The sequence below is a fragment of the Ruegeria sp. AF5 genome, from assembly GCF_056541905.1.
The window spans coordinates 43,335-64,254 of the sequence record NZ_JBQFYZ010000010.1 but is presented as its reverse complement, the minus strand read 5'-3'; the positions used below and the strand labels follow the sequence as shown (position 1 = coordinate 64,254).

Sequence of the window (20,920 nt, the reverse complement as noted above, 5' to 3'; positions counted from 1 at the left end):
TTATCTGCGCTGATCCAGCCAATCGGCAGCAGCCCGACCGGCCCAGCGACCCGTGGCAAGACAAGCCGTCAAAAGATACCCCCCGGTTGGCGCTTCCCAGTCCATCATCTCACCCGCGCAGAACACGCCCGGCATAGACCTCAGCATCAGCCCGTCATCCAACGCGGATCGTTTCACGCCGCCTGCCGTCGATATAGCCTCATCCATCGGTCGCAGCCCCGCGTGCAGGATTGGCAGTTTCTTGAGGACCGCCACGTTGCCCGGCAGCGGCAAGTGACTGCGTTTTGCCATCTCGTGAAACACGGCAATCTTCTGCGGTGACAGATTCAACGACTTTCTCAACCATTGCGAAAACGTGGTTTTCGACTTTTTGGAAGACCATCGCGCCTGCAAGGACTGCTGGTCCAGATCAGGCACCAGATCGACATAAAGTGGCTGCCCTTTGCGCAAGGCAGGGGTGAGAGTGTAAAGCCCCCCTCCCTCCAGCCCGGTTGCCGAGATCGCAGCCTCGCCGCGGCTTTCCAGGCCACCGGCCATCCACCGAACCGATTTTAGCGCTGCCCCGAAATGTGGCTGCATATGAGGGCTCCAGTCCACAGACAGGGCTGAGTTCGCAGGTTCAAACGGTGCCAGATCCACGCTCCTGTCGGACAGGATTTGCGCCCAATGACCATCCGACCCAAGGCGGGCCCAGCTGGCCCCGCCCAGCGCAAGCACGGTTACAGCAGCAGTCAGGTTTTGCGGCCCGTCCGGTGTGTCGAATACCAGCGCATCAGCTTCCCAACCTTTCCATCGCCAACGGGTTTTGATCTCAACCCCGGCTGCGCCCAGTCGCGCAAGCCATGCGCGCAGCAAAGGCGACGCCTTCATGGCCTCGGGAAAAACCCGCCCGGTAGAACCTGTGAATAATATCTGTCCCAGTCTACGCGCCCAGTGCTGCACGGCTTGCGCGTCAAAGGCGGTGATCATCGGGCGCAACCAGTCCGCCGCATCGGCATAAGACCGCATCAGTGTCTCAGGCGGTTCGTCCTTTGTCAGGTTCAGCCCCGATTTACCAGCCATCAGAAATTTGCGCGCAACCGAGGGCTTGGCTTCGGCAACCAGCACGGAATGCCCGGCCTCGGCCAGTTGCTCGGCCGCCATCAACCCTGCGGGACCTGCTCCGATCACCACTGCCTGCGCCATTCGCACCCTCTTGCCTTCGCCATCCATCGGCGCAAGTTTCAAACCATTATGACGAACACCGATCCGATCTGCCCGCTCTGCGACCGCCCAATCCCCAGCAGGGGTGGCAGCCTGCATCATCTGATCCCAAAACTCAAAGGAGGCAAGGGCGGACCCACCGTTCTTCTGCACCAGATTTGCCACAAAGAGGTCCATGCCACCCTGACCGAGGCCGAACTGGCGCGCAGTTACAACACGGTCGCAGCCTTGCGCGCGCATCCCAGGCTTGAGAAATTCCTGATCTGGGTGCGTAAACGCCCACCCGGATTTCGGTCGAAAGTTCCGGGCAAGCGACGCAACAGGTGATCAGCCCGGCAGGACCGGATCGCCAAAGGCGTCTTTCAAAGGTGCGGCCAACCCTTCGACTTCTATTCCCTGGTAATCCGGTACGGGCGCAAACTGCGCACCCGCAAGATGCTGGAATTCCAATGTCGTATACGGTCGCTTCCACAACCATTCGCGATTCTCGACGGCCCACAAATCGGGGTTTGGAGGGGTTTCGTCGGTAAAGGCGTAGAAATGCAGATCAAAGCCATGGGGGGCCACCTCCTGCATTGACAGCAAGGACATGCCTTGCGCGCGCCAAAACGCGCCCTCACCCGCAATATCACCGGTCCGAAGGGTTATCTGACCGATCCGGGCCTGCGCAAACGGAGCATCTGGATATGCCACCTGCGCCGGTTTGTTACCTTCGAAATCATGTTGCAGCAATTCGATGACAAACCCTTCGGGATCAGCCAGATGGCACATATACCCGATATCCAGAAACTGGCTCGGCGTGCTTACCGCAGTACCCAATGCGCGCAGATGCGCTGCCGCAAGATCGACATCAGGAACGGTAATTCCGATCTTCCAATATCTTTGGCCCCGGTCATGGGTGTATCCGCCGCCACCCGGCAGCAGCAGAAGGTCCGCATCTTCCGAGTTGTAGCCGACGCGGCAACCTGACACCTGCGGGTCAACCCGCATACCCAGAACGTCGCGATAGAATACGGCCAGTCTTTTCGGGTCAGTGACCCGCAACCGAATGGCCGAAATCCTCATGAACACATCCTTGCGATGTCCGCGGCGATAACGGGGTCAGCGTTCACGCTGTCTGTCACAAGCTCACGCGCGGTTTGCATCAGGTGATCGGGTTCGACGATCCGATCAACCAGACCAAAGTCATACGCCTCTTGCGCGGTGATCTTCTGACCTGCCATCAGGATCAACTTGGTTCTGGCCGGACCCACCAATGCCGCCAACCGTTTCGGATCGGACGGTTGCGGCAGAAACCCCAGCTTCATCACCGGATAGAAAAACTTGGCTGTCGGCACCGCAATGCGAAGGTCACAGGCCAAAGCCATGCCATTGGCCCCACCAGCCAAAGTTCCGTTCAACGCGGCAATGGTCAGGCAGGGCAATGCGGCGATGGCACCGGACAGTCTTTCCCAGACGTCAGAGGTGGCCAGACCGGCGCGCGCCTCGTCCAGATCGGCCCCGGCGCTGAACACTTTGCCCGCGCCCGTCAGGATCAGCGCCCGCGCGCTGGTTGCAGCCTCGGCAATCCCGGCCAGTTCATTCAGCATCGCTCCAGTCAGGGCGTTTGCCTTTTCGGGATTGTTGATCGTAACGACCCACAGGCCATCCTCTTTCGCCAGGTCGATCATATCAGCCCGACCCTTTTTCGGATGTCTTCCAGGCGCAGCGAGATTTCCGTTCCCAAGTATTCATCCGCGTCCTTGGAACACATCCACAACAGGGCACGCGCTGGCCAGTCTGCGGGAATATGCGCGTCCCAATCCAGTTGACTGACCAGATTGATGCCGCTTGCCTTGATGGACCGCTGCATATCCGTGGCAACCGTCCCCGGCGACAGCCCCATTGCGCGAATGCCGTGCTGGGCTTCTTCCAGATGCAGGCATTCCGTCAGCATTTTTGCCCCGGCCTTTGACGCGCAATAATGGCTCCACGCCTCAACCGGGTTGGACGCCGCGCCGGACGAGACGGTCAGAATGCTTCCGCCCCCGGCGGCCCGCATCACCGGCAATGCCGCACGCATCCCGTAGAAAACGCCTTTGAGGTTGATGTCGATGGCTTTGCTCCAGGCCTCAGGATCGGCGTTGGAAAGATGAAAGATCGGATCGATCACACCGGCATTGCCAATCAGAACATCCAGCCCGCCGAACCGATCCACACATGTGGCCACAGCCTGCTCGACCTGCGCGAAATAGCTGACATCGCAGGCCAGCGCGATGGCCTGATCACCCAGTTCAGCGGCCAAGGCGTCTATCTGATTTCGGCTGCGGGCCACCAATGCGACATTGGCTCCGGCTGCGGCAAAAACGCGCCCCGCTTCGGCCCCGATACCACGGCTGGCCCCGGTTATCAGAACTGTTTTCCCCTGCATTCGCCTCTCCTCACGCATTGTTATTGATCCCGGCAACAGCCGTAACGCGGAAACGGGGAAATGGTCCAGCCCTTGCCCCCTTGACGATAGGTGCCACAACCCCGACCATGCGCCGCAAATTGATCAAGAAGGGTTACCTTATGTCCGTTTTCCTCCACCGCAGCTGCGGTGCTGTTCTGGCTTATGCCGTCGCGACCCAGGGCGCGTTCGCCGACCTTACTGCAAATGATGTCTGGTCCGACTGGCAAAGCTATTTCACATCAATGGGCTACACCGTTACAGGAGACGAAAGCATCGCCGGTGACGTCACCACTATTTCGAACATGACACTTTCTTTGACCTTTCCGGAAGAAGACGGGCAGTTCCAGATGGTCATGCCGGAAATGACGCTGACCGAAAATGGTGACGGAACCGTTACCATCGGATTGCCCGAGAGCTTTCCCATGGAGGTCACGGGAACAGCCGACGATGAAGAGTTTGCAGCCAAAGTGATTTATTCGCACAGCCGGCTGAACATGGTCGTTTCGGGTACACCCGAAGACATGACTTATGACTACACCGCTGACAAACTGGGCATTGCACTGGATTCGATCGAAGTCGATGGCGAACCGCTGCCGAACGAGGTTTTCAGCATCGCGATCGAGGCAGGTGATCTGGCCGGTCGGTCGCGGATGCAAATCGGCGAACACCGAAACATCACCCAGACATTCAACAGCGATACACTGACCTATAACCTGAACTTTCAGGATCCGGAAAGTGGTGAAAGCGGGCTGATCAATGGCCAACTGGGCCAACTGGCCTTTGAAGGCGAAAACGTGATCCCACTGGATTTTGACATGTCTGATCCGCAGGCGTTTTACCAAGCGGGTTTCGCCTTTGATGGCACGTTTACCTATGCATCCGGCAGCACCGATCTGAGCGGGACCAGCGAAGGCCAGGCGTTCTCGATGAACAGCACCTCGGAGGGTGGGCACTTTGCCGCCAGCATCGACGCCGAGCGCATCGCCTATGACATCGCGCAGAACAGCACCAAACTGGCGGTGACAACAGCGGATCTGCCGTTCCCGATCGAGTTGTCCATGGCCAGTGCAGGGTTGAACTTCGAATTCCCGATCCAGCAATCGGACGAAATACAGCCCTTCGCCTTTGGCCTCAACATGACCGATTTCACCATGTCTGATGTCCTGTGGGGCATTTTTGACCCGGCAGGCGCGCTGCCCCGCGATCCGGCGACAATCGCACTGGAAACGACCGGCACGGCAAAAGTTCTGATGAACATCTTCGATCCAGAAATCGACGTTGAGTCGGATGAGGCTCCGGGTGAGTTACATTCGCTGAAAATCAGCCAGCTTCTGGTTTCGTTGGTTGGTGCCAAACTGACCGGTGATGGCGATTTCGCCTTCGACAATTCGAACACAGAAGAGTTTGGCGGAATGCCCAGCCCAAGCGGCGTGGCAAACCTGGAACTTGTTGGCGCCAATCAGCTGATCGATACGCTGATCGGCATGGGCCTCATTTCGGACGACGATGCGCTGGGCGCGCGGATGATGATGGGTCTGATGGCTGTCCCCGGCGATGAGCCTGACACCCTGAACTCGACCATCGAATTCACGGAAGACGGTCAGATTTTGGCGAATGGCCAGCGTATCAAGTGATACCCAACTGAAAGGGCCGCGCAGTGCGGCCCTTTCCATTCCTGGGAACCTTGTGCCAAACCCGGTAGCGGCATGGATTTATCCCGATCCACACAGCACAATCCGGTCACAGGTCTTGCGGGGCGGGCGGTGCAAGGCTAGGTCCTTGGCAATCAACCCGGAGACCTCATGACCCGCACACCAGAAGAAATCAGCCAACAATTGCTCGATGTTGCTCGCCGGGCAGGCGCAGAAGCGGCAGATGCCATCGTTCTCGAAGGGTCCTCGGTCTCGGTCGATGTGCGGGGCGGCGCACTGGAACATGCGGAACGCTCGGAAGGCGCTGATCTGGGTTTGCGCGTGTTTCTGGGTAAACGCTCAGCCATTGTGTCCAGCTCTGACAGCCGCCCGGAAACCCTTGCGGCGATGGCCGAACGCGCCGTGGCCATGGCAAAAGAAGCGCCCGAAGATCCCTATTCCGGGCTGGCGGACAAAAGCCAACTGGCCTGTGACTGGGATATTCAGTCACTGGAATTGCTGGACACTGCCCCGGCCCCGTCCGCAGAAAGCCTGATGCAGGATGCGCTGGCCGCCGAGGCCGCAGCACTGACAGTAAAAGGCGTCACGCAGGTGTCGGATGCGGCTGCAAGCTACGGAACGCACCGGGTGCATCTGGCGGCTACAAACGGGTTTTCCGGTGGGTATGAGCGCAGCAGCCGATCCATCTCATGCGTTGCGATCTCTGGTGAAGGCACCGGGATGGAGCGCGACTATGACGGTGACAGCCGGACGTTTCAATCCGACTTGCGCGACGCGGCTGAGATTGGGCGCAAAGCAGGGGAACGCGCTGTGCAACAGGTTGGCGCGCGCAAACCGGCGACCGGCAGTTTCCCGGTGTTGTTTGATGAACGTATCTCGTCTTCGCTGATCGGGCATCTTCTAGCCGCCAGCAATGGGGCCGCGATTGCGCGCGGCGCGTCTTGGCTGAAGGATTGCCTGGGGCAAGACGTGCTGCCTGCGCATCTGTCACTGATCGAAGATCCGTACCGCCCGCGCATCTCAGGCTCGCGCCCATTTGATGCCGAAGGTCTGCCCACGCAGCGCCGGGTGATCGTGGAAAACGGTGTCCTGACGGGCTGGACACTGGATCTGTCGAGTGGCCGCAAGCTGGGAATGGACTCAACAGGCAACGCTGCGCGCGGTGTGTCCGGCCCACCCTCACCCAGCAACTGGAACCTGAGCCTTACGCAGGGAACCCGCAGTCGCAACGATCTGTTGCGCGATATGGGCACCGGTTTGCTGGTCACGTCCATGATCGGATCGACGATCAACCCCAATACGGGCGACTATTCCCGTGGTGCATCAGGTTTTTGGGTCGAAAACGGTGTGATCACGCATCCTGTCAACGAATGCACAATCGCAGGCAATCTGCGTGATATGCTGCGGCGGATCATTCCCGCCAATGACGCCCGCCCATATTTGTCGCGCGTGGTCCCGTCGCTGTTGATTGAAGGAATGACACTTGCCGGCAACTGATCTGCCCCTTCTGATTGAGGCCGCGATTGAGGCCGGCAAGATCGCTACACGCTATTCCGGGACGCAGGCACAGCGTTGGGACAAACCCGGTGGCGCCGGTCCGGTGACCGAGGCCGATCTGGCCGTCAACGCGATGCTGGAAGAAAAGCTGTGCGCTGCGCGACCGGGCTATGGCTGGCTCAGCGAGGAATCCGAGGATTCGCCCGAGCGGTTGAACCGCAGCAACGCCTTTATCGTCGATCCGATTGACGGCACCCGCAGCTTTACCGAAGGCGCGCGCACCTGGGCGCATTCGCTGGCTGTTGCCGTGGATGGCATTGTGACTGCCGCTGTAATCTACCTGCCGATGCGCGACTTGCTTTATGCTGCGGCGCAGGGTCAGGGCGCCACTCTCAACGGGCAAATGATCACGACATCAAAAACGCCTGAGCTATTGCAATCTCAGGTTCTGGCCGCCAAACCAAATCTGGACACACAGCACTGGCGCAATCAGAATGTTCCAGCCTTCCACCGCGCATATCGACCCTCGCTTGCCTATCGCATGGCGCTGGTCGCACAGGGGCGGTTCGATGCTATGCTGACCCTTCGCCCCAGCTGGGAATGGGATATTGCCGCTGGCGATCTGATCATCCGAGAGGCAGGCGGCGTCTGTTCAGACCGTTTGGGTCAACCGCTGATCTTCAACAATGCCCACCCCAGGCTGAATGGCGTAATCGCCGCCAGCACCGCGATCCACGGGCAACTGTGGGCTCAGCTGGACCCGATCGGGCCCGGAATCGGCGCATGAGCAAACCGCGCTCATTAAGCCTTGCCGCTTATCGGGTGCTGTCCTGGAGAATGCGGAACGGCGTTGGTGTAAAAACCGACCTGCCACGCCCCGAAGGCGAGGTCGTGTGGATGCACGTCGCCACGCCAGACCGCCTGCGGGCGGTGAGTGATTTTTGCCGCCGGTTGCTTCAGTCCCGATCCGAGCTGCACTTTCTATTGACCGCCCCGCCGGACGCGGATCTGTCAGCCTGGCCGGAATGCAGTTTTCCCCTGATCAACCTGCCTCAGGAGCAAAGCGGGGCCGCGCGTGACTTTATCGAATACTGGCGCCCAGGTATCGGGATTTGGGTCGGTGGTGATCTGATGCCCAACATCATAACCCGAGCCGATGAACAGGCCGTACCCTTGGTGTTGTTCGACGCCCAATTTACCGTTGCACTGTCCCGGAACGCGCGCTGGCTGCCAGACATAACCAGAGTGACCTTTAGCTGCTTTCGCAAGATACTGACTGCAAATTCTGAAACCGCCCGACACATCCGGAGACTTGGCATCCCGTTTTCAACAGTCGAAGAATCGCCACCTTTGCGCATCAGCCCAAATCCAAGACCTTGGCCAGAAGACGAGCTGATCGAAACCAACCACACGCTGGCAGGGCGACCCGTTTGGCTGGCTGCCTGGGTGCAGGACAAAGAGTTCATTTCGGTTCTGACAGCACATCGTCAGGCATTGCGCCTGTTGCACCGGCTGGTTCTGGTACTTCACGTCGCCGACGTTCACGAGGCTGCCCCCCTAAAACGGCGGCTGGAGACGATGGATTTACGCTGTGTCAACTGGGACGATGGTGACTTGATCGAAGACAGCACGCAGGTCGTTCTGACTGCAGACCCCGAAAATCTGGGGTTGTGGCACCGCGTGTCGGCAGTGACGTTCATGGCCAGTTCAATGGAACGCGGCGCAGGTGGTCAGGACCCGTCCGACGCAATCGCGCTGGGGTCCGCCATAATTTCTGGACCATTCGTGCATCGCCATCACGAGCTTTACGCCCACCTTCAACAGGCAGGGGCAGCCAATGAGGTCAAGTCAGCAACCGAGTTGGGCGATGCAGTCGTACAGCTTCTGGCACCAGACCGCGCCGCTGACATGGCTTTGGCTGGATGGCAGATAATCACCGAAGGTGCGCCGCAGGCAGACACCCTTATCGAAATGGTGCAGGATATTCTGGACCAGCGGAGCGCAGATCATGCGGGCACCTGATTTCTGGAACACTCCTCCGGACCAGCCGGGTCTGAGGGCGCGGCTGCTGGCCCCGCTGGGCCGCCTTTATGCCGCGGCGACGGCCCGCAGGATTGCCTCGAAATCAGGGGAAAATCCCGGTGTGCCCGTGATCTGCATCGGCAATCTCAATGCAGGTGGAACCGGGAAAACGCCCACCGTGATCTGGACCCTCGAACAATTGGGTAATGCCTGGCACAAACCGCATGTCGTGACGCGAGGACATGGCGGGTCACTGGAAGGCCCGGTGCAGGTCGATCCGGGCAGGCACACCGCCGCCGAGGTGGGGGACGAGCCGCTGTTGCTGGCGATGTTTGCCGAGGTCTGGGTCGCCAAGGATCGGGCGGCGGGCGGGCGTGCAGCGGCCGCAGCGGGGGCAACGGTGATCGTTTTGGATGATGGCTTTCAGAACCCTTCGGTCGCCAAGGATTTCTCGATTATCGTTGTGGACGCCCAGCGCGGATTTGGAAACGGTTTATGCCTGCCAGCCGGTCCGTTGCGAGAGCCCGTCGATATCGGCCTGAAACGGGCCGATCTTGTACTGTCCTTGGGGGAAGAGGCGGCACAAAAGGTATTTGCCGACAACTGGAAACGCCGGTTGTCCGTTCCCCACGTCACCGGGGCGGTCGAACCCCTGCAAACCGGTATGGATTGGTCAGAAACACGTGCGTTGGCGTTTGCAGGCATCGGCTATCCCGAAAAGTTCTTCCAAACCCTGCGGCGGCTGGGTGTGGATCTGGTACGCGCCGAGGCGTTGGACGATCACCAACCGTTGACACAGGCCCTAATGACCCGACTGGAAAACGAGGCGCGTTTGTTGGGCGCTCAGATGGTCACCACCGAAAAAGACGCCGTTCGCCTGCCGCCCGCTTTCCGAAGCAAGGTGATCACTTTGCCGGTTCGGCTTCAGATTTCAGACGCCGACAGGGTCAGGGACATGCTTTTGAAAGCCGCCCCTTCACCAAAGTAAACCAGGCTGGCCCCAGCGAGGCCAGCCGGGGTCGGGTCAGCTGCCGAGCTCTGCTTCGATCAGCTTTTTGAAGTCCGCGTAGGACTGATTGTCAACTTTCTTGCCGTTCACGATGAAGGACGGGGTTGCCTGAATTCCATCGCGTTCAGCGTTTTCCTGATACCACGCGGCCAATGTCCGTGCTTTGGTGCCATCCTGCAAACAGGCCTCAAGCTGGTCGCCATCGATACCTGCCAGACGACCGATCTTGCGCAGTTCATCGACAATCTCGGCCGGACCTCCTGCGCGCGTCCATTCTGCCTGACCTTCATAGATCAGATCGGTGATGCCAAAGAATTTCTCGGGACCGGCGCAGCGGGCCACCATCGACGCCCACAGACCGTAGCGATCAAAATAGACCTCACGATAGGTGAACTTGACCTTACCGGTATCAATGAAATCCTTCTTGAGCTGTTTATATGCGCTCTTGTGGAAATTCGCGCAATGCGGGCAGGTGTAGGACGCGTATTCGATGATTTCGACAGGCGCGTCCTCGGCCCCCTGAACCATGTCAATGATGGTGGATGTATCCAGGTCCGCCTCTTGCGCCTCGGCGGCACTGACCAGCGGGAAACTTGTGTTAGAGTTTGACAGCGACACCCAATAGCCGCCAGCGGCCACGGCGACGGCTGCACAGATTACGGTTGCAATACGGCTCATTCTCAGCCCTTTCTCAGCGTTTCTGTTTGGATAAAACGTTGCGCCCAAGACGTTCAAGGGCCGCGCGCAAATCTTCATCATTTACACTGCGTGACACTTTGTCTGCCTCGGCTGCAATTTCAGGTGCAATCTCGGGTTTTGCTTGCTTCGGTTTATGGTCGAAACTGGCCTGCCCCTCGGCAAATCCGGTCGGAGCGGTCTGAGTAATGCGGACACGGCTGATGGCATTGTAACCGTAAACCGCGTTCACTTTACCACGCAGCTGTTCCTTCTGCATTTCCAGCATCGGGGCCTGCGGACCTGTGGTCAGAACGGTCAGGGTCGCGCCAAAACCGCCTTTGCCATAGCCGACACTGACTGGGCGCGCGATAGCGGCGGTATCCTGACCCACGATCTCGGCCCAATGGGTCAACAGACGTGACACAGCAAAGCCCCGGCTTTCCCCGGCGCGCCTGATCTGGTCATTCAGCAAAGACGCGGTGCGCTTGAACCCGCGGGTTGACGAACGTCTGCGTTGCATCTGGTTTCCAACTCCTGCACCGCTATTGTAGTAGGCAGAACACCGGGTGCCAGCGAAACCTGACAGGGAGACGAATAAAACTTGCGTGATTCCTTTGAATTCACTGTCAGCGCTGCGCTTCTGGAGTGGTATGACCACAACGCTCGCGCCATGCCATGGCGCACAGGACCGGCAGAGCGCGCCGCCGGGGTGCGCCCTGACCCTTATCGGATCTGGTTATCCGAAGTGATGTTGCAACAGACGACTGTAGCAGCGGTGCGGGATTACTTTCTGCGCTTCATGACACGTTGGCCTACGGTTCAGGCGTTGGCCGCCGCACCGGATGAGCAGGTCATGGGGGAATGGGCCGGCCTTGGGTATTACGCACGTGCGCGCAACCTCTTGAAGTGCGCCCGCGTTGTGACGCGGGATCACAATGGTCAGTTCCCCGAAACTTATGATGCGCTGCTGAAATTACCCGGAATCGGCCCTTATACAGCTGCGGCAATCTCGGCCATCGCCTTCGATCAGCCTGAAACGGTTCTGGATGGCAATGTCGAACGCGTCATGGCCCGATTTTACGACATTGATGCGCCGCTGCCCGGCTCGAAACCCTTGCTGAAGGAAAAAGCCTCGGCGCTGACACCTTCTAATCGGCCCGGTGATTACGCTCAGGCGGTCATGGACTTGGGGGCCACAATTTGTACACCGAAATCCCCGGCATGTGGCATTTGCCCGCTGCGCGATCCATGCCAAGCGCGGCTTGCGGGAACACAGGCTGATCTTCCCCGAAAAACACCGAAAAAGCCCAAACCCACCCGTCACGGTCACGTTTACATCGCGCGCATGCCAAATGGGGCCTTGCTGCTCGAGCGCCGACCGGACAAGGGTCTGCTGGGCGGAATGCTGGGCTGGCCCGGATCGGAGTGGGCTGACGATCCGGTCGAGCACCCCCCGCTTGCGGCAGATTGGAAGATGGTGTCGGGCGAGGTGCGCCACACTTTTACGCATTTTCATCTGATTTTAAGAATCTGGACCGCAGAAACCACCGGTCAAGATGCTCCCGATCATCTAATCGCAGTGGGAAAGCACAGCTTCAAACCCAGCGACCTGCCCACGGTGATGCGCAAAGCCTATGATCTGTGGAAAGGACAATAAGACCGCTGTGCATTCCCTGGCCTCGCGGCTAGGCTGTCCCCATCTAGTAGGAGCACCAGAGATGAGCGCAACAGTCTCGTTGGCACGCTGGCAATCGGCATCACCCTTCTGGGTGTCCCTGCTGTTGATCCCACTGATCTGGTTCACTGCTTTCGCGGGCGGATGGTGGGTTCTGCTGATCCCGATCTCGACCTGGTGGGTCTTTGCCGTGCTGGACCGGATCACCGGGCTCAACGTGGGAAATGCGGACCCTGAGACGCCAGACGACGCTCTTCAACGGTATATCCTGCTGACCAAGCTTTGGGCACCCCTTCAGTTCCTTACCCTGTTTGGCCTGATCTGGTACGCGAGCCACGGCAGTCAGCTTTCGACGCCTGAGAAAATCGGCCTGTTCTTTGGTATGGGTGTTATCTCGGGTACGGTCGGTATCAACTACAGCCACGAGCTGATGCATCAGAAAAGCCGTTGGGAACGCTGGCTTGGCGATATCCTTCTTGCCATGGTGCTGTATTCTCATTTCCGGTCCGAGCATCTGCTGGTCCATCACCGTCATGTGGGAACGCCACGCGATCCGGTGACGGCGCGATACAACGAAGGGTTTCACCGCTTTTACCCTAGGGTGTTGCGGCAAAGTCTGGTCTCGGCCTTCAACGCCGAACGCGGAAAACTGGCCCGCAAGGACCGCCCCTGGACCGACCGCTCCAACCCGTTCTGGCGGTACTGGGCGTTGCAAGGGGGGATGCTGGCACTGGCGGCGCTGATCGGAGGATGGTCCGGTCTGGCCCTGTTTCTGTTGCAGGCCGGGGTCGCGATCTGGCAGCTGGAACTGGTCAACTACGTGGAACATTACGGCCTGACCCGGAAACATCTGGGGGACGGGCGGTATGAGCACGTCCTACCCAGACATTCCTGGAATGCCTCGCAGAAAGCTTCAAACTGGTTGTTGATCAATCTGCAACGCCATTCGGATCACCACTACAAACCAAACCGCCGGTTCCCGCTGCTTCAACACCACACGCCCGAAACGGCACCGCAACTGCCCTATGGCTATCCCGTCATGACTGTGGCTGCGATGATCCCACCGCTGTGGCGGCGGGTCATGAACCCACGGGTCCGGGAATGGCGGCGCCAGTACTACCCCGAGATCACCGATTGGCACGCCTATAACAAGGCCCTGAACCCGGTACCTGATGCGTAACCAATGCGCCGCCCGGCGCATCAGGCTCGGCGCTTTGGGTACTGTTCTGGCGAGGTGTAAGGTCTTCAGCCTTTCATCACCCAGATATCCATCGGTGTTTCCACGCCGCGCACAGATTGATCGGTAAGCTCTGTAAAGCCAGTCATGGCGACAGACGCAGACTGGTTTTCCTCTGCGATCCGCACGCGCACGGCATCACTGACCACGATACGCGCCTGCAAATCACGCGTCAGCGCCTCGAGCTTGGCCGCGACATTGACGGCATTCCCGATGACAGCAAATTCAAGCCGGTTCGCACCAATGTCGCCCAATACGACCGAGCCATAATGCACCCCAATCCCGACGCGGATTTCCGGCTCTCCCGTCCGGCGGCGGTCCAGGTTCCATCGATCAATCACGCCGACCATCGCGCGTGCGCATCCCAGCGCATTGCTCGCGTCCAGCGGTGTAGGCACCGGGGTGCCAAAGGTCGCCATCAGACCATCCCCCAGATACTTGTCCAGGGTTCCGTGGTGGCGAAAAACCTCGGTTTCCATGCGGGCGTGAAAGCCTCGCAGCACTTCGATCACATCATAGGGGTCACGCCCGGCCGCGTATTTTGTAAACCCGACGATGTCGATGAACAGAACGGCCACATTCTCTTTTCGGACCCGTTTCAGCGGCTCGTCATTCTGGCTCAGCTCCTCTACCACGTTGGGCGAGAAATAGCGTGACAGGTTGGCCCGTTCCCGTTCCAGCCCTGCGTTGCTCATTAATAGCCGGTTCAGCCGCTGCATCGAAATGCCCAAAGTCACGGCCACCATCATGAACACGATCACCTGCTGGATGCGCAGAGGCGCCATGAAACTGTTCGGATCCAGAAGCTCGGCAACATCTGGGTAGCCTTGCAGGGCGGCTGCAACTTTTTCGCTGATCCCCGGAATAGGCGTTGCGACCCACGACGCAACGATCCAACCGATCGTCCACATCATCGCCGTCCAGGTTCCGATGGCGATCACGGTCCGCCAGGAATAAGCCAACGTGCCTGCGGCCAGAATGACGAAGAAGTACTGAAAGTTGTCGAACCGGTATTGCATGGCCAATGGCCTGACATCATCGCTGAAGGGATTGGGCACGATCATCCCGAGCGTCATGATCAGCAGGTCGACGAAAATCAAAAACAACTCGCCCCGCGATTGCCCGACACGACCTGCACGGCGGATCAACCACCCGTTGCCGCAGATCAGCAGCAGAATGAAGTGATACCAAAGCACCTCCCATTGCGGGTTCAGAAAAATGAGCAGCACCGCAGTCAGCGCCATCGCCACCCATCGCGCACGCACAGCCAGTTCCAGACCCTCGCGCTTGTGCCGTTCCAACGCAGCCTCGGTATATTTGTTGTCCAGATCAAACGCATCGGGCTGGGTGAAAAACAGGCTTCGGCGGGGCTGTGCGGTCGTCTCGGTCATGGCCGTGGTCTTTCTTGCAGAGGCTTGGCAGCCTTATGCAATCACTGTTGAAGGCAAAACAAAAGACCCCGCCGGTTGATCGGCGGGGCAAGGCATAGTGCCATGTGTCAGGCCACAGGCACCGGCGGTGTTCGTGAATTCAATTGTGCATTTCTGCGCGGATCTGTTGCCGCAGGATGTCAATCGGTACGGTCTTGCCGTCCCGTTTGAAGCACCAGTATGTCCAGCCGTTGCAGGACGGTGCGTTTTCCAGATGCGCGCCGACCTGATGGATTGACCCTTTGACATTGTCGCCCACCAGCGTTCCGTCCGCACGCACCTTCGCCTTGTGACGTTGGTTCATGGAATAGAGCTCTTCACCCGGGCGCAACATTCCGCGCTCGACCAGCTGACCGAATGGCACGCGTGGCTCGGCACGTTTGCTGGCGCTGACTTCCAGAGCTTCGCGATCAAACTTGCGGACCTTGGCGATGCGTTTTTCAGCCACCTTGCGATAGCTTTCCTCTCGCTCGATACCAATGAACTCGCGCCCCAACATCTTGGCGACGGCCCCGGTGGTTCCGGTACCAAAGAACGGGTCCAGCACCACATCGCCGGGGTTGGTCGAGCCGACCAGCACGCGGTGCAACAGCGATTCCGGTTTTTGCGTCGGATGCGCCTTGTCGCCGTTTTCGTCCTTCAGGCGCTCATGCCCGGTGCAAATCGGCAGTACCCAGTCGCTGCGCATCTGCACACCTTCGTTCAGAGCTTTCAGCGCCTCATAGTTGAAGGTGTATTTCGCGCCTTCGCGCTTGGACGCCCAGATCATCGTTTCATGCGCATTGGTGAACCGTTTGCCGCGGAAATTCGGCATCGGGTTCGACTTGCGCCACACGACATCGTTCAGGATCCAGTATCCGGCGTCCTGCAGCGCTGACCCCACGCGGAAAATGTTGTGATAAGACCCGATCACCCAGATCGCACCATTGGGTTTCAGCAGACGATGCGCCGCCTTCAGCCATTCGCGCGTAAACTGGTCATACGCTCCAAAACTTGCGAACTGATCCCAGTGATCATCCACCGCATCGACCTGCGAATTATCCGGACGATGCAACTGACCTTTCAATTGCAGGTTATACGGCGGGTCCGCAAAAATCAGATCCACAGATGCCTCGGGTAGACTGTTCATCACATCGATGCAGTCCCCGGAGAGAATCGTGTTTAAAGGGAGCGCTTTTGCGCCCTTTTTGGTGGTTGTTGTCATATCACTGCCTCAAGTGTCCACGGCGCTTTTGCGCTCATTTGGTTGAGACAAGGATGAGTCAAAGTCGATTCGCCGTCAAATTCTTTTTTGAATCAGCAACTTACGATTTACTCTTGATACAAGATATTGTGCACCGGTTTGAACGAACGCCTATGGTGTGGGGTCACGCCAAGATTTCGCAGCGCTTCCTTGTGTTGTTTTGACGGATAGCCCGCGTTGGTTTCCCACCCATAACCCGGATGCTGTTGCGCTAAATCCACCATCACCTGATCGCGCCAGTTTTTCGCCAGGATCGAAGCAGCCGCGATCGACACCGATCGTGCATCGCCCTTCACAACGGCCTGTGACGGAATTCTCAGACCCTGCGGTATCAGGTTGCCATCAATCAGCACAAAATCAGGTGCCGAGGTCAACGCCTCCACCGCGCGCATCATCGCCAAGTGCGACGCCCTCAGAATATTGACCTCATCAATTTCGGCGACAGAAGCTTCGGCTACCGCGAACTCAGCAGTGTTTCGAATCTCAGCGTCCAGCGCAGCCCGGCGTTTTGCGGTCAGCTTTTTTGAGTCATTCAGGCCATCAGGAAAGTGCTGCGGGTTCAGAATCACGGCGGCAGCCACAACCGGCCCGGCCAATGGGCCGCGCCCGACCTCATCCACACCTGCGATACGGATGTGGCCCATGTCCAGCAGCGCCTGCTCAAGTTCGAAAGTCGGCATTGTCATGCCCTTGGAAAACCGCGTTTCGCGCAGTACCGCAAGAAAAAAAGAGAGGGCGGCCCACACCACCCTCTCTCTCACGGCACTTCTGTGGCACCGTTCCTGCTCAACCCAAACTACTGATAAACGACGCGGTATCCCTTCTGGCGCAGGCATGCAGGTTCATAGGCCTGCCTGACCTTTTTGCCATTCCAGAAACCGACCTTGCACTCTTGCGGCAGGCTATTGGCATGTTTGTAGTGTTTTTCAAGGCATTTCGGCCCAAGCAGCGGATGATCCTGCGAATACCCATCATAGGTGCGCAGGCAGCGCTGGGGCAGGTCGTAACGCGCCACATGCGGCGGCAACGGGCGCACTGGCTGCGCCACATATGGTGTATGGGAATAGGTCTGTTGACGCGTTGCCCGGTCCTTTTTCTTTTCCTTGTTATAGTAATGAACACCGGCACCGATAATTGCGATGGCCGCCAGCCCCCCAAGAATGTCCTTTGCGTCGGCCGCCTTCGCCTGAGAAGCTGAAACACCGGTAATCGCAACTGCGGTTGCAATGATCAAAGCGATGAATTTCTTATGCATGATGCCTGTCCTTTCGGATGTTCGTGCGACCGTATGACGGACCGCGTGCTGATTGCCCTGAAAGTGGGGACACCTGCCCCAGACAAGCAATAACGGCCCGGTGTTATCGGATATCAGGGGCCGCAAACCCCTTGGGTTATTGAATATCGCGACAACTCATGCGCAGGATGCGGCCTATGAAACAGATCCTCTCTTCTCTGACCTTTGCGGCCCTGTTATCGCTTGGTTCTGCTGCGACAGCGGCAGATTGTTATGCGGACTACAAAGCCAAGAAGGACAACCCGCTGCGTTTGCATTACGGCGTCATGCAGGTCACAAGTTGCGACAAGGGGCAGGCCCGGGCAGAAATCGCCCAGCGCCTGAACGCGTCGGGTTGGACCTTGCTTGAAGTGCAGTCCGTTTTCGGGCCGGAAGGGTTGGATCAGAGGAAAGGCAATGCCGGACAATTCTATCTCCGTTTCTGATGCACGCCGGTCGGGTGTCCGTCTGGTTGTGCTGGGCATCGCGGCCATTGTCGTCATTCTGATCACCGCTGCCGTTTTCCTGTTCTGGACCTTGCCGGACGCAAATGCGTTCAACGCACGTGTCGAGCGGCTGTTTGTCGAGGCCGATCTGACGTCACAGACTGAGATTCGCCTGCTTGAAATTCTGGCCCAGTCTGGCACCGCCTTTGCTGACACCCTGTCCAGTTACCGGATGGTGATCTATGTGCTGCTGGTTTTTGCCAGTGCGATGATGATCTCGGCACTGGTCTTTCTGGTGATGCTGGTCTTGTTGAACCGGCGCATGGCACAGATCGAACGTACCGGCATTCAGGTAACGTCGCTGCTGATCAGTCGCGAAGAAAACACTGTCTACCTTAACAACATGGATTTCAAACTGACGCCCGCCGCGATGGAAACCTTGTCGATTCTGGCGGAATCCCGGTTGGATGACGAGGTATTGTCCGGCGCCCAGATCGAGGCCATGATTTCCGGTCGCGATGCCGCCGATTGTGACGAAGCCGCGGGCGCAACACGGATCAAGCGGTTGCGCGACGCGCTTGGCAACCAGATGGTCAGCGAACTGCTGGTCAAGAATATTGCCAAGAAGGGGTATATGCTGTCGATCGAGAAGGACGTCATTCAAATGGTCTGACGTTTTGGCGCGTCGCTCGCGCCCGGTAAATTCCCGTTGCAGCCTCTTGGAATGTCAGGTGGAAAGCCCCATTCTAAACAAACCCCAGGCAGAGGAGGTCGCTTATGAACGTCCACGCCGCGCCACAGATGAATGGATATGGAATCTCAGTTGAGCCGCTGGAAGGCAGGATTGCCATTTACCGGAACGACATTCTTCTGGCTGAAAGCACAAACGCAAAGGTGATGTATGAAACGCGTTTGCCGCCAACGATTTACGTTCCCCGCGCAGATGTATGTGTGGATCTGAGCGAAGAAACAGACCTGCAAACATTCTGCCCGTTCAAAGGCACCGCCACTTACCACGACATCCAACTGGCCTCGGGGCCCCTGACCAATTCCGTCTGGGCTTATGAACAAGCCCTGCCGGAAAGCGCGGACATCCGGGGCTGTATCGGGTTTGTGTCCGGCGCCTACACCCGGATTGACCTGGGCAACAATCGCCTGCGCGAGCCTGACGACGGCAATATCAGCGGACCACTGATCGACTGGCTGATGCGCGGTGCTTCCGCCGCGACCACGCCCGAAAGCTTTACCCAGGCATTGGCCGAGAAGATGCTGGAGCACGGCATCGCCATCCAGCGGCTGAGCATTCTGGCATGGTCCTTGCACCCCCTGATCGCGGGCAAACACTATATCTGGGAAAAGGATCAGGACGAGATTCTGACCCGCGCCCCGACCTACGAAATCTATGATCACCCGGCTTTCATCAACAGCCCGTTGCGCCATGTCTCGAACGGGTTGGGCGGCGTACGGCAAAGATTGAACGACGATAACCCGCATTACAGCTTCCCAATCATGGAGGAGTTGCGGGCAAAGGGTGCCACCGACTATGTCGCGATGCCGTTGCCCTTCTCTGACGGTCGGACCAACGTTCTGACCCTGACCTGTGACCATCCCAACGGGTTCACCACCGAGAATCTGGGCCTTGTATTCGAATGCTCTTCGGTAATCGCACGCTTTTACGAAGTGTTCATGCAACGCGAGAATGCACAGGTTTTGCTGGAAACATATGTTGGAAAACGCTCTGGCGCACGCGTGTTGGGGGGTGAGATCCGGCGCGGTGACGGGGATGAAATCGACGCTGCAATCATGTTCTGTGACCTCCGCAACTCGACAAGCCTCGAAGAGAAACTGGGGCGGGGCACATATATCAGTGTTTTGAACGAGTTTTTTGAAACCGTCTCGGGTATCGTTCACGAAAACGAAGGCGAAGTTTTGAAATTCATTGGTGACGCTGTTCTGGCGGTATTTCCGGCAGCTGATGAAAACGCCAGCGCGGCCCGTGCCAACGCCCAGCGCTCGGCAATCAAAATCGTCGAAACGTTGGGAGAGTTGCGTAAAGCAGGTACCGGCATACATTGCGACTGTTCTATTGGCGTGGCTTATGGGCGCGTCACCTATGGCAATGTGGGCTCTCGTGAACGACTTGATTTTACGGTTATTGGACAAGCGGCCAACATAGCAGCGCGGTTGGGCGAATATGGGAAAACCGAAGGCCATCGCATAGTCGTGTCCGAAGATATTGAGCCTGCCTGTTCCAACGCCTTACCATTGGGCGCGGTCAACCTGCACAACGTGACTCGACCCGTTATATGCTACGCATTGCAAACCACAGCCGACGAGATTTTGAACGGTTAACTTTTGGTTTGTGCAGGTCAAACGAGAGATGTCGGGTACTAGATTGCGACCAGGGCTTTTGCCCGCGTCTTCTGATTACACAGCCCCAAGCAAGATCAAAGCGGTCTGCGCTGACGAGATCGTACTTTGAAGACCCGCGATTTGACTTCTGGCCAGATAGGTGTCGGTGAGTTTCTCAACCGCCTTCTGGTCGGAAAACTGTGCCAGATCATCCGATCCAGTCAGACGGAATAACCGGCTTTTGAACTCGACCAATTGCTTGTCGATATCCAGTTGGGCGAATGATGGTGGTAGCCCAAGCGCCGTTTCCATCATTTTGCGCAGCGGTGGCAATCCCATAAGATCGAACCATTTCGTATCTGTACTGCTTCCGCTTTTCGCCAGATCAGACAGCTCGCGCTGGGCATAAAGCGAAATGCGCATCGTCTCATCTGACTGTCCGACCGCGATCTCAAACCGCGCTGAAAGGCTGGCCTGAGCTATCTCTTCCATATTTGTGACCAGCACCGTTTTTCGAACAGCTCCCGGACCAAACCCGAAAGCATCCGAAAACTCCCGGTAACGTTTATCCGCCAAACGATTGGACAAAGCGTCATCCGCCTGTGTTCCATCCTCCAGGATTTTCCGGATAAAGAACCGGTTATCCACATCCCCTTCCAACCCAAAGGCACCCAAAGCGACCTGCAACAATCTGCGGTCAGAAACCAACTGTTCGGCGGTCTTCACTTTCCCAATGTTGTCCAGGAAATACTTTGTCTCCCTCTCATTCACT

The 20,920-nt window shown here is 58.0% G+C and carries 22 protein-coding genes; 11 read left to right on the top strand and 11 right to left on the bottom strand.

What is annotated here, in order from left to right:
- Complete coding sequence (locus ACR0DS_RS14505; RefSeq protein ID WP_480560018.1) at nucleotides 1-1,185, bottom strand: TIGR03862 family flavoprotein; 1,185 nt, start codon at nucleotides 1,183-1,185, stop codon at nucleotides 1-3.
- Between the two features lie 48 nt (nucleotides 1,186-1,233).
- On the opposite strand from ACR0DS_RS14505, the gene ACR0DS_RS14500 reads away from it, so the two are divergent.
- The gene (locus ACR0DS_RS14500) at nucleotides 1,234-1,530 is read left to right on the top strand and encodes an HNH endonuclease (RefSeq protein ID WP_480560016.1); all 297 of its coding nucleotides are present in this window, start codon (nucleotides 1,234-1,236) and stop codon (nucleotides 1,528-1,530) included.
- On the opposite strand, the gene ACR0DS_RS14495 is transcribed toward ACR0DS_RS14500, so the two are convergent.
- The 3 genes from ACR0DS_RS14495 to ACR0DS_RS14485 are packed head-to-tail and all read right to left on the bottom strand — an operon-like array spanning nucleotide 1,531 to nucleotide 3,613.
- Nucleotides 1,531-2,268: a VOC family protein gene (locus ACR0DS_RS14495; protein WP_480560015.1), complete on the bottom strand. Its 738-nt coding sequence runs from the start codon at nucleotides 2,266-2,268 to the stop codon at nucleotides 1,531-1,533.
- Nucleotides 2,265-2,873 carry an enoyl-CoA hydratase/isomerase family protein gene (locus ACR0DS_RS14490; protein WP_480560013.1) on the bottom strand — a complete coding sequence of 203 codons (609 nt, stop codon included), beginning with the start codon at nucleotides 2,871-2,873 and terminating at the stop codon, nucleotides 2,265-2,267. Before ACR0DS_RS14490 ends, ACR0DS_RS14495 begins: the two co-directional genes overlap by 4 nt.
- Nucleotides 2,870-3,613, bottom strand: coding sequence for an SDR family oxidoreductase (locus ACR0DS_RS14485; protein ID WP_480560011.1), 744 nt, complete (start codon nucleotides 3,611-3,613; stop codon nucleotides 2,870-2,872). The genes ACR0DS_RS14490 and ACR0DS_RS14485 overlap by 4 nt, the downstream gene beginning before the upstream one ends.
- Nucleotides 3,614-3,753: 140 nt before the next feature.
- Here ACR0DS_RS14485 and ACR0DS_RS14480 point away from each other — a divergent pair, with 140 nt between their 5' ends.
- From ACR0DS_RS14480 to lpxK, 5 genes are all read left to right on the top strand, one after another.
- Entirely contained in the window at nucleotides 3,754-5,268 is a 1,515-nt protein-coding gene (locus ACR0DS_RS14480; protein WP_480616771.1) for a DUF2125 domain-containing protein, read from the top strand.
- A gap of 168 nt (nucleotides 5,269-5,436) precedes the next feature.
- A complete protein-coding gene (locus ACR0DS_RS14475; protein ID WP_480560007.1) occupies nucleotides 5,437-6,783 on the top strand; it encodes a TldD/PmbA family protein in 1,347 nt (448 codons plus the stop codon).
- Complete coding sequence (locus tag ACR0DS_RS14470) at nucleotides 6,770-7,570, top strand: inositol monophosphatase family protein (protein WP_480560005.1); 801 nt, start codon at nucleotides 6,770-6,772, stop codon at nucleotides 7,568-7,570. The genes ACR0DS_RS14475 and ACR0DS_RS14470 overlap by 14 nt, the downstream gene beginning before the upstream one ends.
- Nucleotides 7,567-8,805 (top strand): 3-deoxy-D-manno-octulosonic acid transferase, encoded by a 1,239-nt coding sequence (locus ACR0DS_RS14465; protein WP_480484123.1) that lies wholly within the window; start codon nucleotides 7,567-7,569, stop codon nucleotides 8,803-8,805. The genes ACR0DS_RS14470 and ACR0DS_RS14465 overlap by 4 nt, the downstream gene beginning before the upstream one ends.
- Complete coding sequence (lpxK, locus tag ACR0DS_RS14460; protein ID WP_480560003.1) at nucleotides 8,792-9,793, top strand: tetraacyldisaccharide 4'-kinase; 1,002 nt, start codon at nucleotides 8,792-8,794, stop codon at nucleotides 9,791-9,793. Before ACR0DS_RS14465 ends, lpxK begins: the two co-directional genes overlap by 14 nt.
- Before the next feature lie 36 nt (nucleotides 9,794-9,829).
- On the opposite strand, the gene ACR0DS_RS14455 is transcribed toward lpxK, so the two are convergent.
- Both ACR0DS_RS14455 and ACR0DS_RS14450 read right to left on the bottom strand, forming a co-directional pair.
- The gene (locus tag ACR0DS_RS14455) at nucleotides 9,830-10,492 is read right to left on the bottom strand and encodes a DsbA family protein (protein ID WP_480560001.1); all 663 of its coding nucleotides are present in this window, start codon (nucleotides 10,490-10,492) and stop codon (nucleotides 9,830-9,832) included.
- A gap of 13 nt (nucleotides 10,493-10,505) precedes the next feature.
- Nucleotides 10,506-11,012, bottom strand: a complete 507-nt coding sequence (locus tag ACR0DS_RS14450; protein ID WP_480484125.1) for a DUF721 domain-containing protein — start codon at nucleotides 11,010-11,012, stop codon at nucleotides 10,506-10,508.
- An 81-nt stretch (nucleotides 11,013-11,093) separates the two neighbouring features.
- Between ACR0DS_RS14450 and mutY the strand changes: the two genes are divergently transcribed.
- Together mutY and ACR0DS_RS14440 are read left to right on the top strand one after the other, a co-directional pair.
- Nucleotides 11,094-12,149 carry an A/G-specific adenine glycosylase gene (gene mutY / locus ACR0DS_RS14445; RefSeq protein ID WP_480559998.1) on the top strand — a complete coding sequence of 352 codons (1,056 nt, stop codon included), beginning with the start codon at nucleotides 11,094-11,096 and terminating at the stop codon, nucleotides 12,147-12,149.
- A 61-nt stretch (nucleotides 12,150-12,210) separates the two neighbouring features.
- Nucleotides 12,211-13,347 (top strand): alkane 1-monooxygenase, encoded by a 1,137-nt coding sequence (locus ACR0DS_RS14440; protein WP_480559996.1) that lies wholly within the window; start codon nucleotides 12,211-12,213, stop codon nucleotides 13,345-13,347.
- 65 nt (nucleotides 13,348-13,412) lie between these two features.
- Here ACR0DS_RS14440 and ACR0DS_RS14435 read toward each other — a convergent pair whose 3' ends face one another.
- From ACR0DS_RS14435 to ACR0DS_RS14420, 4 genes are all read right to left on the bottom strand, one after another.
- Nucleotides 13,413-14,795 (bottom strand): adenylate/guanylate cyclase domain-containing protein, encoded by a 1,383-nt coding sequence (locus ACR0DS_RS14435; protein ID WP_480559994.1) that lies wholly within the window; start codon nucleotides 14,793-14,795, stop codon nucleotides 13,413-13,415.
- A gap of 139 nt (nucleotides 14,796-14,934) precedes the next feature.
- Nucleotides 14,935-16,038 (bottom strand): site-specific DNA-methyltransferase, encoded by a 1,104-nt coding sequence (locus tag ACR0DS_RS14430; RefSeq protein ID WP_209505001.1) that lies wholly within the window; start codon nucleotides 16,036-16,038, stop codon nucleotides 14,935-14,937.
- A gap of 107 nt (nucleotides 16,039-16,145) precedes the next feature.
- Nucleotides 16,146-16,763, bottom strand: coding sequence for a ribonuclease HII (locus ACR0DS_RS14425; RefSeq protein WP_480555014.1), 618 nt, complete (start codon nucleotides 16,761-16,763; stop codon nucleotides 16,146-16,148).
- A gap of 110 nt (nucleotides 16,764-16,873) precedes the next feature.
- Nucleotides 16,874-17,332 carry a hypothetical protein gene (locus tag ACR0DS_RS14420; RefSeq protein ID WP_480517879.1) on the bottom strand — a complete coding sequence of 153 codons (459 nt, stop codon included), beginning with the start codon at nucleotides 17,330-17,332 and terminating at the stop codon, nucleotides 16,874-16,876.
- A gap of 176 nt (nucleotides 17,333-17,508) precedes the next feature.
- On the opposite strand from ACR0DS_RS14420, the gene ACR0DS_RS14415 reads away from it, so the two are divergent.
- The 3 genes from ACR0DS_RS14415 (at nucleotide 17,509) to ACR0DS_RS14405 (ending at nucleotide 20,148) form a co-directional block, all read left to right on the top strand.
- Nucleotides 17,509-17,796 (top strand): hypothetical protein, encoded by a 288-nt coding sequence (locus ACR0DS_RS14415; protein ID WP_480484131.1) that lies wholly within the window; start codon nucleotides 17,509-17,511, stop codon nucleotides 17,794-17,796.
- Complete coding sequence (locus ACR0DS_RS14410; RefSeq protein ID WP_267365085.1) at nucleotides 17,768-18,469, top strand: winged helix-turn-helix domain-containing protein; 702 nt, start codon at nucleotides 17,768-17,770, stop codon at nucleotides 18,467-18,469. Before ACR0DS_RS14415 ends, ACR0DS_RS14410 begins: the two co-directional genes overlap by 29 nt.
- A 104-nt stretch (nucleotides 18,470-18,573) precedes the next feature.
- Complete coding sequence (locus ACR0DS_RS14405; RefSeq protein WP_480488571.1) at nucleotides 18,574-20,148, top strand: DUF427 domain-containing protein; 1,575 nt, start codon at nucleotides 18,574-18,576, stop codon at nucleotides 20,146-20,148.
- A 75-nt stretch (nucleotides 20,149-20,223) separates the two neighbouring features.
- Here the strand turns inward: ACR0DS_RS14405 and ACR0DS_RS14400 are convergent, their stop codons facing one another.
- The gene (locus ACR0DS_RS14400; protein WP_480616769.1) at nucleotides 20,224-20,874 is read right to left on the bottom strand and encodes a DUF1217 domain-containing protein; all 651 of its coding nucleotides are present in this window, start codon (nucleotides 20,872-20,874) and stop codon (nucleotides 20,224-20,226) included.
- Nucleotides 20,875-20,920: the final 46 nt, after the last annotated feature.

What these genes read in the sequence shown, in the direction of transcription:
- ACR0DS_RS14505 (WP_480560018.1), bottom strand. Translation starts at nt 1,185, where the DNA reads ATGGCGCAGGCAGTGGTGATCGGAGCAGGTCCCGCAGGGTTGATGGCG.
- ACR0DS_RS14500 (WP_480560016.1), top strand. Translation starts at nt 1,234, where the DNA reads ATGACGAACACCGATCCGATCTGCCCGCTCTGCGACCGCCCAATCCCC.
- ACR0DS_RS14495 (WP_480560015.1), bottom strand. Translation starts at nt 2,268, where the DNA reads ATGAGGATTTCGGCCATTCGGTTGCGGGTCACTGACCCGAAAAGACTG.
- ACR0DS_RS14490 (WP_480560013.1), bottom strand. Translation starts at nt 2,873, where the DNA reads ATGATCGACCTGGCGAAAGAGGATGGCCTGTGGGTCGTTACGATCAAC.
- ACR0DS_RS14485 (WP_480560011.1), bottom strand. Translation starts at nt 3,613, where the DNA reads ATGCAGGGGAAAACAGTTCTGATAACCGGGGCCAGCCGTGGTATCGGG.
- ACR0DS_RS14480 (WP_480616771.1), top strand. Translation starts at nt 3,754, where the DNA reads ATGTCCGTTTTCCTCCACCGCAGCTGCGGTGCTGTTCTGGCTTATGCC.
- ACR0DS_RS14475 (WP_480560007.1), top strand. Translation starts at nt 5,437, where the DNA reads ATGACCCGCACACCAGAAGAAATCAGCCAACAATTGCTCGATGTTGCT.
- ACR0DS_RS14465 (WP_480484123.1), top strand. Translation starts at nt 7,567, where the DNA reads ATGAGCAAACCGCGCTCATTAAGCCTTGCCGCTTATCGGGTGCTGTCC.
- lpxK (WP_480560003.1), top strand. Translation starts at nt 8,792, where the DNA reads ATGCGGGCACCTGATTTCTGGAACACTCCTCCGGACCAGCCGGGTCTG.
- ACR0DS_RS14455 (WP_480560001.1), bottom strand. Translation starts at nt 10,492, where the DNA reads ATGAGCCGTATTGCAACCGTAATCTGTGCAGCCGTCGCCGTGGCCGCT.
- ACR0DS_RS14450 (WP_480484125.1), bottom strand. Translation starts at nt 11,012, where the DNA reads ATGCAACGCAGACGTTCGTCAACCCGCGGGTTCAAGCGCACCGCGTCT.
- ACR0DS_RS14440 (WP_480559996.1), top strand. Translation starts at nt 12,211, where the DNA reads ATGAGCGCAACAGTCTCGTTGGCACGCTGGCAATCGGCATCACCCTTC.
- ACR0DS_RS14435 (WP_480559994.1), bottom strand. Translation starts at nt 14,795, where the DNA reads ATGACCGAGACGACCGCACAGCCCCGCCGAAGCCTGTTTTTCACCCAG.
- ACR0DS_RS14430 (WP_209505001.1), bottom strand. Translation starts at nt 16,038, where the DNA reads ATGACAACAACCACCAAAAAGGGCGCAAAAGCGCTCCCTTTAAACACG.
- ACR0DS_RS14425 (WP_480555014.1), bottom strand. Translation starts at nt 16,763, where the DNA reads ATGACAATGCCGACTTTCGAACTTGAGCAGGCGCTGCTGGACATGGGC.
- ACR0DS_RS14420 (WP_480517879.1), bottom strand. Translation starts at nt 17,332, where the DNA reads ATGCATAAGAAATTCATCGCTTTGATCATTGCAACCGCAGTTGCGATT.
- ACR0DS_RS14415 (WP_480484131.1), top strand. Translation starts at nt 17,509, where the DNA reads ATGAAACAGATCCTCTCTTCTCTGACCTTTGCGGCCCTGTTATCGCTT.
- ACR0DS_RS14410 (WP_267365085.1), top strand. Translation starts at nt 17,768, where the DNA reads ATGCCGGACAATTCTATCTCCGTTTCTGATGCACGCCGGTCGGGTGTC.
- ACR0DS_RS14405 (WP_480488571.1), top strand. Translation starts at nt 18,574, where the DNA reads ATGAACGTCCACGCCGCGCCACAGATGAATGGATATGGAATCTCAGTT.